The sequence below is a fragment of the Massilia jejuensis genome, assembly GCF_042656795.1.
Lineage (GTDB): Bacteria > Pseudomonadota > Gammaproteobacteria > Burkholderiales > Burkholderiaceae_D > Telluria > Telluria jejuensis.
Window position 1 is genome coordinate 1 of sequence record NZ_JBHSMS010000040.1, and the last position, 14,835, is coordinate 14,835.

At 64.2% G+C, this 14,835-nt stretch carries 11 protein-coding genes and 1 tRNA gene; 10 read left to right on the forward strand and 2 right to left on the reverse strand.

Translation table 11 applies throughout. From position 1 onward, the window contains the following. On the forward strand, window positions 1–219 hold a 219-nt coding region (locus ACFPOU_RS13095; RefSeq protein WP_417568525.1), incomplete at its 5' end, for an AMP-binding enzyme. A 224-nt stretch (window positions 220–443) separates the two neighbouring features. Beyond that, window positions 444–3,236, forward strand: coding sequence for a bifunctional diguanylate cyclase/phosphodiesterase (locus ACFPOU_RS13100; protein ID WP_379721893.1), 2,793 nt, complete (start codon window positions 444–446; stop codon window positions 3,234–3,236). Between the two features lie 54 nt (window positions 3,237–3,290). On the opposite strand, the gene ACFPOU_RS13105 is transcribed toward ACFPOU_RS13100, so the two are convergent. Then, the gene (locus ACFPOU_RS13105) at window positions 3,291–3,614 is read right to left on the reverse strand and encodes a hypothetical protein (protein ID WP_379721895.1); all 324 of its coding nucleotides are present in this window, start codon (window positions 3,612–3,614) and stop codon (window positions 3,291–3,293) included. Between the two features lie 290 nt (window positions 3,615–3,904). Between ACFPOU_RS13105 and ACFPOU_RS13110 the strand changes: the two genes are divergently transcribed. The 3 genes from ACFPOU_RS13110 (at window position 3,905) to ACFPOU_RS13120 (ending at window position 8,286) form a co-directional block, all read left to right on the forward strand. Beyond that, window positions 3,905–3,995: transfer RNA gene (locus ACFPOU_RS13110), tRNA-Ser, on the forward strand. A 593-nt stretch (window positions 3,996–4,588) separates the two neighbouring features. Beyond that, a complete protein-coding gene (locus ACFPOU_RS13115; protein WP_379721897.1) occupies window positions 4,589–6,499 on the forward strand; it encodes a hypothetical protein in 1,911 nt (636 codons plus the stop codon). Window positions 6,500–6,891: 392 nt separating this feature from the next. After that, window positions 6,892–8,286: an HD-GYP domain-containing protein gene (locus ACFPOU_RS13120; protein ID WP_379721899.1), complete on the forward strand. Its 1,395-nt coding sequence runs from the start codon at window positions 6,892–6,894 to the stop codon at window positions 8,284–8,286. Here ACFPOU_RS13120 and ACFPOU_RS13125 read toward each other — a convergent pair. Beyond that, the gene (locus ACFPOU_RS13125; protein ID WP_379721901.1) at window positions 8,273–9,484 is read right to left on the reverse strand and encodes a cation:proton antiporter; all 1,212 of its coding nucleotides are present in this window, start codon (window positions 9,482–9,484) and stop codon (window positions 8,273–8,275) included. The genes ACFPOU_RS13120 and ACFPOU_RS13125 overlap by 14 nt on opposite strands. A 202-nt stretch (window positions 9,485–9,686) precedes the next feature. On the opposite strand from ACFPOU_RS13125, the gene ACFPOU_RS13130 reads away from it, so the two are divergent. The 5 genes from ACFPOU_RS13130 to ACFPOU_RS13150 are packed head-to-tail and all read left to right on the forward strand — an operon-like array spanning window position 9,687 to window position 14,807. After that, window positions 9,687–10,937 carry an ABC transporter substrate-binding protein gene (locus ACFPOU_RS13130; protein WP_379721903.1) on the forward strand — a complete coding sequence of 417 codons (1,251 nt, stop codon included), beginning with the start codon at window positions 9,687–9,689 and terminating at the stop codon, window positions 10,935–10,937. Window positions 10,938–10,957: 20 nt separating this feature from the next. Next, window positions 10,958–11,806, forward strand: coding sequence for a carbohydrate ABC transporter permease (locus ACFPOU_RS13135; RefSeq protein WP_379721905.1), 849 nt, complete (start codon window positions 10,958–10,960; stop codon window positions 11,804–11,806). Further along, window positions 11,803–12,663 (forward strand): carbohydrate ABC transporter permease, encoded by an 861-nt coding sequence (locus ACFPOU_RS13140; RefSeq protein ID WP_379721907.1) that lies wholly within the window; start codon window positions 11,803–11,805, stop codon window positions 12,661–12,663. The genes ACFPOU_RS13135 and ACFPOU_RS13140 overlap by 4 nt, the downstream gene beginning before the upstream one ends. A 2-nt stretch (window positions 12,664–12,665) precedes the next feature. Beyond that, the gene (locus tag ACFPOU_RS13145) at window positions 12,666–13,739 is read left to right on the forward strand and encodes an ABC transporter ATP-binding protein (protein WP_379721910.1); all 1,074 of its coding nucleotides are present in this window, start codon (window positions 12,666–12,668) and stop codon (window positions 13,737–13,739) included. A gap of 39 nt (window positions 13,740–13,778) precedes the next feature. Next, on the forward strand, window positions 13,779–14,807 hold the full coding sequence (locus tag ACFPOU_RS13150) for a LacI family DNA-binding transcriptional regulator (RefSeq protein ID WP_379721912.1): 1,029 nt from the start codon (window positions 13,779–13,781) through the stop codon (window positions 14,805–14,807). Window positions 14,808–14,835: the final 28 nt, after the last annotated feature.

A 14,835-nucleotide genomic window follows, 5' to 3' on the forward strand; every position in this document is an offset into this window, starting at 1 on the left:
AAGAAGCTGGCCGCCGAGCTGCGCAACTGGGTCGGCAAGGAGATCGGTCCGATCGCCAAGCCGAAGGAGATCCGTTTCGGCGACAACCTGCCGAAGACGCGCTCGGGCAAGATCATGCGCCGCCTGCTGCGCGTGCTGGCCAAGGGCGAAACCATCACCCAGGACGTGTCGACGCTGGAAAACCCGGCCATCCTCGAGCAGCTCAGGGAATCGGCATAAAGGTGCCGCCACCCAGCGCTCGTGCGCGGGGTGGCGGCCGGCCAGGGCAGCGCCCCGCAAGCGGAACAATCACCGGTGCCGCAACGTCCCGGCCCGTCCACGGCGTCGCTTTCTCCTGGAACGGGAGTCCGACCTGTAGCGATCTACACTTTGTCCCGCAATCTTGGTGCTACACTTCGCCGGTGCGCACCGGCGCACCATCGATATTCAGCCAGGGACTTGTATTGCGCACTCACACGAAGTGGTCGGTTCGCCGCCTGCTCTACAGCCTGACGGCGGCAGCGGTCGTCCCTGCCTCGCTCCTGCTGGCGTTCTCGGTCTGGAACCAGTACCGGACAGACGAGCGCGAGGCGGCGCGCTCGGCCCATAACCTTGCCCAGTTAACGGCAGACAACGTGCAGGGTATGCTGACCGATGCGCGCGACGTGATGGGCAAGATCGCCCAGCGCCCCGGCATACGTGCGACATCGAGCCAGGGCTGCGACCCGATCTTCGATCAGTTCAAGGATCTGTATCCGCAGTTCGCCAATCTCAGCCAGGCGGACCGGCGCGGCTATGTCATCTGCTCGGCCAAGGTCCAGCCTGGCGGCAAGCCGACCTTCGTGGGCGACGCGGTCTGGTACAGGCAAGTCTTCAGCAGCGGCCGCTTCACCTTGGGTCCACCCTACAAGGGGCCGATCAGCGGACGCGTGGTCGCGGTACTGGCGCAACCGCTGTTCGACGAAGCCGGTAACATGACCGGGTCGATCCAGATGCCGATCGACCTGGCCAAGCTGCGCGTGATCCGGGGCGCCGAAAAACTGCCGGCATCGACCGTCGTCGCCGTGATCGACGACCGCGGCGTGCTGGTGGCGCGCTCGCGCAACGCCGAGGCGCTGGTCGGCCGGAACCTGAGCGACATCGAGGGTGTCAAGATCGTCCTTGCCAGGAAAAACGGTACCGGACGCGCCTCGACCTCGGACGGCACCGAGCGGGTGCTGGGCTTCGTCCCGATCCCCGACACCAACTGGTACGCCGTTGCCGGCACCACCACCGATACGGTCCTGTCCAGCGCGCGCCAGGCGGCGGTGCGCAACCTGGTGTTCGGCGGCCTGACGATGCTGCTGGTTTTCATTTTCGCCGTCTACCTCAGCAAGCGCATTGCGCGGCCGATGGCGCAGGTGCAGGAAGCGGCGCGCAAGGCCGCCGCGGGCGACCTCGATACGCGCGTTCCCTATGCCGGTCCGCTCGAGGTCGCCGACTTCGCGGTCCAGTTCAACCACATGCTCGACGCGATCCGCGCTTCCCAGACCAAGCTGGCCGACGCGCAGTCGGAGCTGGTGCTGCTGGGCACCTGTGTCAAACATCTGACCGACATGGTCATCATCATGAATGCGCAGGAAAGCGTGGCGGGCTGGCCTCCGATCGTATTCGTCAACGATGCCTTCGAGGACACCACCGGCTATGCGCGCAGCGAGGTGGTGGGCAAGCCCAGTTCCCTGCTGCACGGTCCTGGCACCGACCCGGAAGCGGTTGCCCGCATGCGCCTGGGTTTCCTGTCGCAGGCGCCATTTCGCGAGCAACTGATCCACACCACCCGCCGCGGCGTCGAGTTCTGGGTCGAGCTCGACATGATCCCGATCCGCAACCCGGCCGGGACGCTCGCCCACTGGGTCTCGATCGAGCGCGACGTCACCGTGCGCAAGCAGGCCGAGCGCAGCATACATCGGCTCGCCTACTTCGATGCGCTCACCGATCTGCCCAACCGGCCCATGCTGATGGACCGCATCGAGGCGGCGCTGGCCACGACCACCCGCGATGGCTTGCTGGGGGCGGTGCTGTTCGTCGACCTCGACAACTTCAAGAACATCAACGATGCGCGCGGCCACGCCGTCGGCGACGCGTTCCTGCGAGTCGTCGCGCACCGCCTGGCCGCCGTGGTGCGTGCCCAGGACACGCTGGCCCGGCTGGGCGGCGACGAATTCGTGATCCTGATGCCCGCGCTGGACGCAGACGAGCGCGCCGCCGCCGCCATGAGCATGATCGCGGCGCGCGAGGTGTGCGAGGCCCTGGCGCTGCCGTTCGAGATCGACGACCAGCCCTACAGCTCGACCGCGAGCATCGGCGTGACCCTGCTGCGCGGCGGCGCGCAAACCGTGCACGACTTGCTGCGCGAATCCGATACGGCGATGTACCGGGCCAAGAAAAGGGGACGCAACCATGTCGCCTTCTTCGAACAGGCAATGCAGCTGGAAGTGGAGTTCAGGCTCAGCCTCGAGCACGATCTGGGGATGGCCATCGCCGGCGGGCAGATGCGTGTCCATGTCCAGACCCAGGTGGACAGCGATGGCGAGCCGGCCGGCGCCGAATTGCTGTTGCGCTGGCAGCATCCGGAACGGGGCAATGTCTCGCCCGCCCAGTTCATTCCGATCGCCGAAGACAGCGGGTTGATCCTGCCACTGGGCGCCTGGGTGCTGGAACAGGGTTGCCGCACGCTGGCGAGGTTGCACGAGGCCGGCTGCCGCCTGCCGCTGTCGATCAATGTCAGCCCAAAACAATTTCGCCAAACGGGCTTCGTCGACCAAGTGCATGCCTTGCTGGCCAGGACCGGTGCGCCGGCGGCGCAACTGATCTTCGAAGTGACCGAAAGCCTACTGATCGACAACCTCGACGAGGCCATCGAACGCATGAACGAACTGGCCGCACTGGGCATCCGGTTCTCGATCGACGATTTCGGCACCGGCTATTCCAGCCTGGCCTACCTGAAGCGTCTGCCCCTGCACGAGCTCAAGATCGACAAAAGCTTTGTGCAGGACATGCCGCACGATGGCGACGACACGGCCATCGTCAGGATGATCCTGTCGATGGCGCGGCACTTGAACCTGCACGTGGTGGCCGAAGGCGTCGAAACCAGGGAGCAGGCCGACTTCCTGGTCGCCAATGGCTGTCAGCTCATGCAGGGATATTTCTACTCGCGCCCGGAACCGATCGGGGAGTGGCTGGCAAGGCTGCTCGTTCCGGCCCGCCAGGAAACTTGACGGTCCGGCAGTAGAAGACCGATGCGCGCCGTCCGTGAATCCGTGCCGCGTGGATCACGCGCCGGCAAACGGGCTGCCGACGAGACCGACCGCCAGTTCCGCCCAGACGAACACGAAGCCCAGCGCGATCATGGCGATGCCGATCATGCGCGCCTTACGCGTGCGCAGCCTGGCTTTCGCCAGCTCGACCAGCATCCCCGTGCCCGCCAGCAGGACGGCGCCGATGGCGAAATCGCTGCCGGTCCAGTCGACTTCGCCGGTAAAGCGCATGGCGACGAAAGGAATCAGGAGAATGGCCGCCGTGACGAGGAAGACGCGCAGGACCTGCTTGCCGCCGATCCGCCGTGCTGGTCGATTGGTGTCCGTCATGGTAGTCATCGTCGTTCTCCCGGAGATGAGGTGAGGCCGGCTGTCAGTTTGCCATCCTTGGGCGGTTGCTTCAACCGGCATGCGCCTTGTGGCGCAGCGTTCTTCTTCGGACGCGTGCAGGGCTACTTGCCACAAGCACTGGCGCGTGCGCGGGCGCGATATCGACTGCGCTGGGACGGCGCTCTGCCACGTGGGCGATTGAGCAAGTGCCTGGGTTGGGGCGGGAGGGGGGCGGGATTGTGCTTGAACTGCCGAGAATTGTTGCTATAATAGGCGGCTTCGTAAAAGCGAAGCATGCAGGAGAGATGGATGAGTGGTTTAAGTCGCACGCCTGGAAAGCGTGTGTAGGTTCATAGCCTACCGGGGGTTCGAATCCCCCTCTCTCCGCCAGGAATACAAAAAGATGGCCACCTTCGGGTGGCCATTTTTTGTTTCATGGCGGAGAGAAGCAGAGCCCTGCGGGCTCTGCGCGGGGGATTCGAAGGCTTGGGCCTGCAGGCCCAAGACTCTTCGAATCGACTGACTACCGTCGCCAAGGGCGACGGTTCCGCGCGCCGAGGGCGCGCGTCGTACCTCCCATTTTCTTGTTGCATAGCGGAGAAGCCGGGCTCTGCGCGGGGGATTCGAGCCCGCGATGTTCCCAGAGCCCGACAAAAGCGGCAGGTGGCGTTTCTATGGCAGTCGAGAGGGCAAGGGCGATGAAGTGCCGTGGATCTTAAGTGTGGCCCTTAAAGTTACATCCATGACGAAAGCCGGACCGCCAGCCCATTTTGTAAAAATCTTTGACTACCGTTCTCGCAACGGGAAGAATAGAAAAGTAAACTTCGCCACTGTCATACGATTAAGGATTGAGTCGCGGTAAACAAATTTTCTTAGCAAAATTGCCTATCTTGAGCGGTTCTCTTCATTGTGCGGTGAGATGTACAAATCTGGGGAAGAGATCCGTAGACAGTTCTATAGTTTTAATAGACTAGGGGATGATGATGGCCGACGACGAGACCCCTTCCGCCAATAGCTCTACAACTGCCAGAATTGTTGCTAAGCTAAAGGATCATCCCATCACACTGGCAATCCTGGCTATCGGCGCGGTCCTTGCTTTTGTTGCAAATTTTTGGGAGGACATTCATAAGCTTCGTCCGATAGAAGATCCGCCTCCGCTTGTGCGGGTTCAACGATTTCAAGTTAGTGGTGACGCAGTTTCCCTAATGTTGATCGGCAAAATCGATGGGCGATTGAAGGAATTGTTAGGCGGACGCCCCATCGTCTGGCAAAACGGAGTCTATCGCGCTGCAAAGGAACTGCACAGCCGTTTCGCAAAACCACTGGGCAGCAATACTTTTGACGAGTCTTTTTCCGGAGAAGAACACAAAGCGACTTCCCCTGAGACGCCGCTGATCAGCGGTGCCGTTGGAGGGCTTGTCGCTCTTGACGCCGAGAGTACTTTTTCCTTGTTAGGGATTCCTAGCGAAGATAAGCGGTGGAAGATTTCATTTATTGAAGAGATGACGCCTAACGAAATTTCGGCGGCTATGGCGAAAGGTACAATGCCTGCTGGTAGTGTGGCTTTTTCCCAATTATTAAATTGCGGCCAGGCCGCTAAATTGTTGGCCGACTCCGATATGAACGAGGCGGATTTGTATGCTGAACTAGCCCAACATAAATGTGAACGAATAAGATTTCCGGTTGTTGCAACATATTTAGACGCAGCTTGTGGCGGAACGGGATGGTCGGTCGCTTTGTTTCTCCCGAAGCTGACGATGAACGTTCTCGTCATTCAGAATATATCCGGCAAGCCAGCCAAGATCAACAGAATTATCGGACTGGATGGGTCCACCAACAGAGTTGGCGACGGCACGCTACTGCCCGAAGATAGGCTTATCATTCCAACCGGGTTGCATCTGGAAATGACGAATGAAAGTAGAGAGTTAAGCACGCCAACCATCCCGCTCAACAAGCTGCCGAAGACGATCGCTGAGCTAAGCAAGCCAATCGTATTCATGGCATCAGAAGAACCACAACTCGTCCCCGAAAATGTCGAGCTAAGCTTGTCGACAGACAGCGAGAACGCCTCTGCAAACAGCGCGCCGCCTGAATTGGTGCCCCACAAGAATGCGCACGAATCAGACATAGCTGAGGCTGATGACGCCGCGCAGGCGATGCCATCTGAATCAGAAACTACGACTTCTGTCACTAAGGACGGGCCTGTGAATGAAAATGAATCGATCTCACAAGAAGAAGTCACGGAAGCCGCGCCTTCTTCCTCGGCTTCGCCAGTGCCTGGCCAGAAAGCAGTCTTCTCATTGACTCCGCAACAGATTACCGGCAGTTACGAGCTTCCAAGTGCTCCGAGTTCGGAATCTGAAAAGCTGACCGCGGAATATGTCGTCTCGCGGTTAGAGGTCAACGGAATCACGATCCCCGTTGACCCTATTTCTGCAGGAGGCATGTACATCTCGAACTCTTTTCCTGGTGGAAGTTGCCCCCATTTGTATATGGTGGCGGATGATAAATTGCCTGTTTATTTAGGGAAAATCCTGGTTGGACGGAGTTCAAAAGCGCATTTGGGCTCCGATCGGCGGCATCTCCGGACTTGGCCAGATAAGATCACTGTATCCGAGAAAGATCCCGAGATAACCTACTTATACGGGATTAAAGTATCGTGCGAACTAGGTGATGGCCGCGTTGTTGACAGTCCCGGTATACCCACGGCCGGCGTTTTGCGGTATCCGTTGATCATGCATCGTGGCGAGGAACGAGAATTCCGTTTCGATAAGCAAATCGTTGAGGAACAATGCTCTGCGATGTACGTGGAAGTGAAAGGATATTACGTTCCAACTGACGTGACCGTCAAGAATACTGCAGGGTCGACAGAAAAATCGGTGCCAGGTACTTAGCTCGGCTGCCAAAGATATTACTGCGATTCGATGGGATCGAGCCACGGTTATTTCGTCGAGGCCGACGGCAGTTTCGCGGCCCTGTACGACCCAGCCCCCGAGTGCACTGCCGGCGCGCGTGGCCGGCCATGGCGCAAAGGGGGGGGCCGGCAGCCGACTCTGAAAGCGGTCGCGGCCCGCGAGGCCACGCGCTGGCGCAGCGTGCCCCCTATACCGATTGCAACCAGTCGCCATCGTGCCGCTGGGTGCCAGGCATGACCCGGCCCCACGCCTTCCCGCACCCACGGCCGTGGCAGCCTGACGACAAAACAGGCTGTTTCAACAAGGCGGATAAGCACGAAGCAATGTTGCCGCGTACAATAATATATTTCTACAAGGAAATAAGTCGCGCCATGGACCGATTACCGCAGGGCGCCGCCACGCAGCCGGCCGATATGAAGCTGTCCGAATTGATCGGATCGCTCAGCTACGCACTCGACATTACCGAAGGCCAGCCGGACGGGCATTGCGTGCGCGTCTGCTGGATCGGCATGCACATCGGGCGCGACGCGGGCATGAGCCAGGAGCAGCTCTGGGAGCTGTATTACACGCTGCTCCTGAAGGACCTCGGCTGCAGCAGCAATGCCGCGCGTATCTGCGAGCTGTACATGACGGACGACCTCGGCTTCAAGCGCGAATTCAAGACCGTCGGCGACAGCCTGCCGCAGGTGCTCGGGTTCGTGCTCAAGCATACCGGCCTGAAGGCGGGCCTGGCCGAGCGCTTTCGCAGCGTGATGACGATCCTGCGCGACGGTCCGGCGATCGCCCAGGAAATGATCGCCACGCGCTGCTCGCGCGGCGCCGACATCGCGCGCCTGCTGCGTTTCCCCGAGCGCGTCGCCGCCGGCATCTACAGCCTCGACGAGCATTTCGACGGCAAGGGCAAACCGGCCAAGCTGGCGGGCGAAGCCATTCCCGTGTATTCGCGCATTGCCCTGCTGGCGCAGGTAGTGGACGTGTTCCATGCCGAGGGCGGGCGCGCGGCCGCGCTCAGGGAGGCGCGCGCCCGCAGCGGCGGCTGGTTCGACCCGCGCCTGGTCGCCGCCCTCGAGCGGGTGGGCAGGAACGATGCGTTCTGGGACATGCTGGTCTCCAAAGAGATCGACCAGACCGTGTTCGCGATGGAGCCGGCCGAACACACCATTGCGCTCGACGACGACTATCTGGACGATATCGCCGCCGCCTTCGGCCAGGTGGTCGACTCGAAAAGTCCGTACACGAGTGGCCACAGCAGCCGCGTCGCGCTCTACACCGACATGATCGCCGAAGCGCTCGGGATGTCGGCCGAGCGGCGCCGCTGGCTCAAGCGCGGCGCGCTGCTGCACGACGTCGGCAAACTCGGCGTGAGCAACAGCGTCCTCGACAAGGCCGGCGCGCTCGACCGCGAGGAATGGGCCGCGGTGCGCCAGCATGCCGAATACACCGAGACCATCCTGGGCCGCATCTCGGCATTCGCGGAACTGGGCCGGATCGCCGGCGCCCACCACGAGCGCCTCGATGGCGGCGGCTATCCGCGCGGCCTTTCCGGCGACCAGATCGACCTCGAAACGCGCATCATCACGACCGCCGACATCTTCGACGCCATCACCGCCGAGCGCCCCTACCGCGGCGCGATTCCGGTGCCGCAGGCGCTGGAGATGATGGAAAAAACCGTCGGCACCGCGCTCGACGCACGCTGTTTCGAGGCGCTCAAGCTTGCGCTGGAGCGCGTGCCGCTGCAGGCGCTGGCACCCGTCAGCTCGACTTGAAGACGAGCGCGGCGACGCGCCGCAGCTTCGGATAGACCACTGGCACCGTCAGCATGGTGCTGCCGATCGCCATCAAGAGCAGTGCGGTGAAGGTTTCGCTGGTGACGATCCCTTTGTCGAGCAGGATGTTCGCGAAAATGATCATGATCAGGGCCTTGGTCTGCAGCAGCCAGCCGATGATCGACGCTTCTCCCTTGCCCCAGCCGAGGATGCGCCCGGCCAGGTGGGCGCCGGCGAGTTTGCCCGCCACCGAGGCCGCCAGCAGCACCGCCGCCGCGATGAACACGGCCGCACCGCCCACGCCCCAGTCGGTGCGCAGGCCGGTGCTCAGGAAGTACACCGGCATCATCACCAGCAGCACGTTCTGGCGCAGCGCATCGAGCTTGTTCTGGTCGAACCAGTGCGCATCCATCACGGCGCCGGCCAGGAAGGCGCCGACCATGAAGTGCAGGCCGGCCCAATCGGCAGCCAGGCCGCAGGCGCCGAGCCAGACCAGGGCCACGAACCAGCGGTCGCGCTCCTGCAGCCAGACCATCAGGCGGCGGTAGCCGACCGTCGCCACCACGAACACCAGCATGAAGCCCGCCTGGCGCCCGACCCGGGTCCAGTCGAGCAGGATCAGCGCCAGCACGCCCCAGATCGCGATGTCGTCCAGGCTCGCATAGCGCAGCACGCGCTGGCCGATCGGCTCGCGCAGGATCTCCAGTTTTTCCATCAGCAGGATCAGGATCGGCAGCGCGGTGACGGCGCAGGCCATGCCCACGCCCAGCACGAACTGCCAGTCCTGCGCGCCGGCGCCTTTCCAGCCGGCGTAGCCGAGCATGCCGGCGGCCGCCACGCAGCCGAATGCCAGCGGCACGCTCAGCGCCAGCGAGGCCGTGATCGTGCTCTCGCGCCGGTGCTCCCACGCCTTTTTCAGATCGAGCTCGATTCCGGCGATCATTACGAAAATCATCACCGCCCACCAGGCAATGCCGTTCAGCGCCAGCATCACCTGGGGATTGAACACGAAAGCGTAGTAGTCCGGATAGGCGCGACCCAGAATGCCGGGGCCGAGCAGCACGCCCGTGATGATCTGCACCACCACCAGCGGCGCCCAGTAATCGATATTCGCGAGGCGCCAGATCAGGTAGGGCAGCGTGAAGATCACCAGCATCGCGATCAAAAAGATCTCGGTCGTTCCCATGGCTGTGTGCATAATATCTCTCTGTCCTGTCGTCTTGATGGGATGCCGTTGCCGTTCCCGGCGCGCAGCGCGCATGATGCCACGCGCGACGGCGTTCGTCACTCGAGCGTCATGGTTTGACACCGAAAAAGGGCAGGTGCTATAGTCGGGGAAAATGAAATGGTAACGTTTCCAAAAACGTGCCGCAAGTAGCAGGCGATGGATCGGAGACACGATGTACAAAGCACAGACACTGGCCCTGGCCTGGGCCGCTCTCATGGCGGCGGGCGCCTGCGCGCCTGCCATGGCGGCCGCGCCGGCGGCGCCGAAGGCGGAAGTGATTCACTGGTGGACCTCGGGCGGCGAGTCGGCGGCGGTCAGGCAGATCGCGCAGGCCTACCGCGCCGCGGGCGGCATCTGGGTCGACACCGCGATCGCCGGCGGCGACCAGGCGCGCGCCGTGACGATCAACCGCATCGTCGGCGGCAATCCGCCGACCGCCGCCCAGTTCAATACCTCGAAACAGTTCTTCGACGTCATCGAACAGGGCATGCTCGATAACGTCGACGACCTTGCCCGCGCGCAGAACTGGGACAAGCTGATGCCCGAACCGATCGTCAGCGTGATCAAGGTCGACGGCCATTATTACGCCGTTCCCGTCAACATCCACATGCAGGCCTGGATCTGGTATTCGAAGGCGGCCTTCCAGAAGGCCGGCATCGCCAAGGAACCGGCCACGGTCGACGAATTCTTCGCCGCGCTCGACAAGCTCAAGGCGGCCGGCATCGTGCCGCTCGCGCACGGCGGCCAGGCCTGGCAGGAAACCATCCTGTTCACGGCGATGCTGTCCAACCTGGGCGGCAAGGACTTGTACCTGAAGGTGCTGCGCGACCGCGACCAGCGCGCGATCGCCTCGCCGGCGTTTCGCAAGGTGCTGCTGGCCTACAAGCGCCTGCAAACCTATGTCGATGCGCGCTCGCCGGGCCGCAACTGGAACGACGCCACCGCCATGGTCATCGCCGGGCGCGCCGGCATGCAGGTCATGGGCGACTGGGCCAAGGGCGAATTCACGGCCGCCAGGCAGGCCGCCGGCCAGCAGTTCGGGTGCATCGCCGGTCTCGCGCCCGATTCGCCCTACCTGATCCAGGGCGACGTGCTCGTGTTCCCGAAAACCGGCAACGCCGGCGCCGTGCGCGCGCAAAAGCTGCTCGCCGGCGTCGTCGCGGCGCCCGCCACCCAGCTTGCCTTCAGTCGCCTGAAGGGCTCGATCCCGGTACGCAGCGACGTCGACGCCTCGCAGGCCGACCTGTGCGCCCAGAAGGGCATCGCCATCATGAAGGACCGCGCGCGCCACCTGGGCGTGTCCGAGGTCTACCTGACGCCGGACCAGAACGGCGCCATGCAGGATGTGCTCACCGCCTACTGGAACACCGGCATGACGGTGGAGAAGGCACAGAAGAACATCGCCGCGGCGCTGCGCGATTGATGCGTCCGGCCCGCGCGCTCATGCCCTACGCAGCCTTGCTGCCGATGGCGCTCACCGTCGTCGTCGCCTATCTCGGCACGGTGCTGTGGACGGTGCGCACCTCGTTTACGGCCTCGCGCACGTTCGCGTCGGACAAGTTCATCGGCCTGGCCCAGTACACGCGCCTGTTCGACAACGAGCGCTGGACCCATTCGCTGCACAACCTGGCGCTGTACGGCGTCCTGTTCATCGTCGCCTGTCTCCTGATCGGCTTCCTGCTGGCCGTGTTCATCGACCAGAACGTCACGGGGGAGGGCGTGCTGCGCACCGTCTTCCTGTATCCCTACGCGATGTCGTTCGTGGCCACCGGCCTGGCCTGGCAATGGCTGCTCACGCCCGGCGCCGGCATCGACGGCGCCATCGCGCGCATGGGGTTTCCCGGCTTTAGCTTCGACTGGATCGTGGACCAGGACATGGCGATCTACACGATCGTGATCGCCACCGTCTGGCAATCGGCCGGCCTGGTGATGGCGCTGATGCTGGCAGGCCTGCGCGGCATCGACGGCGAGATCTGGAAGGCGGCGCGCCTGGACGGCATCCCGGCCTGGCGCGTCTACCTGTCGATCGTGCTGCCGATGCTGTGGCCGACCGTGGCCACCGTGTTCCTGCTGCTGGCCACCTCGGTCGTCAAGCTCTTCGACGCGGTCGTCGCCATGACCCAGGGCGGGCCCGGCACCGCGAGCGAAGTGCCCGCCAAATTCATCATGGACCACCTGTTCCTGCGCTCGAACATCGGGCTGGCCTCGGCCGCGGCCGTGATGCTGCTGGCGCCCGTGGTGGCCCTGCTGGCGCCGTATGCCTATGCGCGCAGCCGCCGGAGCCGGGCGTGACGCGGCGCGTGTTCACGCCGGCGCGCGCTGGCATCCACGTGTTCCTGTTCGGCGCCGCGCTGTTCTTCCTGCTGCCGCTGTACGTGATGCTCACCACCTCGTTCAAGGGCATGGACGAGATCCGCGCCGGCAGCATCCTGGCGCTGCCGGTCGCCTGGACGTTCGAGCCCTGGCGCCAGGCCTGGAGCGAAGTGTGCACGGGCGCCGCCTGCGAAGGCGTGCGCGCCGGCTTCTGGAATTCGGTGGCCATCACTGTGCCCGGCACGGTGCTGCCGATCCTGGTGGGCGCCGTCAACGGCTACGCGCTCTCGTTCTGGCGCCCGCGCGGCGCCAACCTGCTGTTCGGCGTGCTGCTGGCCGGCGCCTTCATTCCGGTACAGGTGATGATCTACCCGCTGGTGCGGCTGCTGGCCGGCGCCGGCATCTTCGGCTCGCTCCCCGCCATCGTGCTGGTGCACCTGATCTTCGGCATGCCGGTGATGACGCTGCTGTTCCGGAACTACTACGCCAGCCTGCCGCAGGAGCTGTTCCATGCCGCGCGCATCGACGGCGGCGGCTTCTGGCGCATTTTCATCCACGTCATGCTGCCGCTGTCGCTGCCGATCGCCGTGGTGGCAGCCATCATGCAGATCACGGGAGTCTGGAACGACTACATCCTGGGCCTGGTGTTCGCCGGGCGCGACAACCTGCCGATGACGGTCCAGCTCAACAACGTGATCAACACCACCACCGGCACGCGCCTGTACAACGTCAACATGGCCGCCACCATCCTGACCGCCCTGGTGCCGCTGGCAATCTATTTTTTCTCCGGCCGCTGGTTCGTGCGCGGCATCGCCGCCGGCGCCGTGAAAGGCTGATCATGTCCAACGTCCACCTGCGCAAGCTGTCCATCACCCTCGGCGGCAAGCCGATCATCCGCGCACTCGACCTGCAGGTCGAGCCGGGCGAATTCCTCGTCCTGCTGGGCCCCTCGGGCTGCGGCAAGTCGACCCTGCTGCATGCGATCGCCGGCCTGGTCGACGCCTGCGCCGGCAGCGTCGAGATCGGCGGGCGCGACCTGACGCTGGCCGACCCCAGCGAGCGTGGCATCGGCATGGTTTTCCAGTCGTACGCGCTCTACCCGACGATGACGGTGCGCGACAACATGTCCTTCGGCCTGAAAATGGCGGGCACGCCAAAGGCCGAGATCGCACGCCGCGTCGAGCGCGCCGCCGCCATGCTGCAGCTCGACGCGCTGCTGTCGCGCAAGCCCGCGCAACTGTCGGGCGGCCAGCGCCAGCGCGTGGCGATCGGCCGCGCGCTGGTGCGCGAGGCGGATGTGTTCCTGTTCGACGAGCCGCTCTCGAACCTGGACGCCAAGCTGCGCGCCGAACTGCGGCGCGAACTGAAACTCCTGCACGCGCGCCTCGGCTCGACCATGATCTACGTGACCCACGACCAGGTCGAGGCGATGACGCTGGCGTCGCGCCTGGTCGTCATGCGGGGCGGCGAGGTGCAGCAGGTCGGCACGCCGCTCGAGGTCTACGCGCGGCCGGCGAACCGCTTCGTGGCCGGCTTCCTGGGCGCGCCGGCGATGAATTTCATCGACGGCGGGGTCGACCCGCAGCAGCGTTTCGTGGCCGGGGAACTGGCGCTGTCGCTGGCGGACGCGCCAGGACCGTGCACGGCCACGCTGGGCGTGCGCCCGGAACACGTGCACATCGAGGCCGGCGCCGCGCTGGCGGCCGAGGTCACCGTGATCGAGCCGATGGGCAACCACCAGGTGGTCTGGTTCGCGTGCGGCCCCCACCTGCTGTCTGCCATCGTGCCCGCCGACGCAGCCTACGCGCCGGGGCAGGCGATCCGTTTCCGCATCGACGCCGCGCACGTGTCGCTGTTCGATGCCGAAGGCAAGCGCATCCAAAGCGCCGGCATGCAGTATGCTTCTGTTTGATTTGGCAATAAGACAACGACCTACCGGGAAGGACTGTTCGTGACAACCATCAAAGACGTAGCGCGCCTGGCCGGCGTCGGGCTCGGAACCGCCTCGCGCGTCGTGAGCGGCAAGGGTTCCGTGTCGCCGGCCACGCTGGCGCGCGTGAAGAAAGCGATCGACGAGCTGGGCTTCCGGCCCTCGCACGCGGCGCGCGCGCTGCTGTCCGGTTCGAGCCGCATGATCGGCGTCTACATTCCGGTCCTGTCGGGCACCTTCTACACGCCGATCCTGCAGATCATCGATACCGAACTGCGCGCGGCCGGCCTGCACATGGTGGTCGCCTTCGGCGTCGGCCTGGGCGACGCCCGGCGCCAGGCGGTCGAGGGCATCGAATTCCTGATGGAGCGCGGCTGCGACGGCCTGATCGTGATGACCAGCGCGCTGCTCGACGAAGACGTCGCCGCGCTCGGCGCCAAGCGCGAGCTGCTCGTGGTCCTGAACCACAGCTTCGACGGCATGGCCGAGCAGTGTTTCATGGTCGACCACCGCCTCGGCGGCCGGCTGGCGGCGCGCACGCTGCTCGAGCACAAGCACCGCGACATCGCCGTCGTCGCCGGACCGGCCAGCCTGACCGACAACGTCGAGCGCATCGGCGGCTTCATGGACGAACTCGAAGCGGCCGGCGTCGACACGCGCAAGCTGTGGGTCGCCGAGAGCGACTTTTCGCCGGCAGGCGGCTGGAACGCGGCCAAGGAGCTGGCCGAGTCGGGCCACCCTTGCACGGCCCTGTTCTGCGCCAACGACGAGATGGCCGTCGGCGCGCTGTCGTATTTCCAGGAGGCCGGCATCCGCGTGCCGCACGACTTGTCGGTCATCAGCTACGACGACACCCCGAGCGCGGAGTTTTCGGCGCCGCGCCTGACCTCGGTGCGCATGCCCTGGCGCGAAATGACCCTGAACGGTGTCAACGCGCTGCTCAACCGCTGCTACGACCTGCAGCGGCCGGTGGCGCGCGACTTCCCCGTTTCGGTGACGCTGCGCGCGTCGCTGGCCAAGGCGGGCGGGCGCAGGCGCAAGGCGGCCTGAGGCGCCGGCGCGGCGCTTTTTTTTGGAC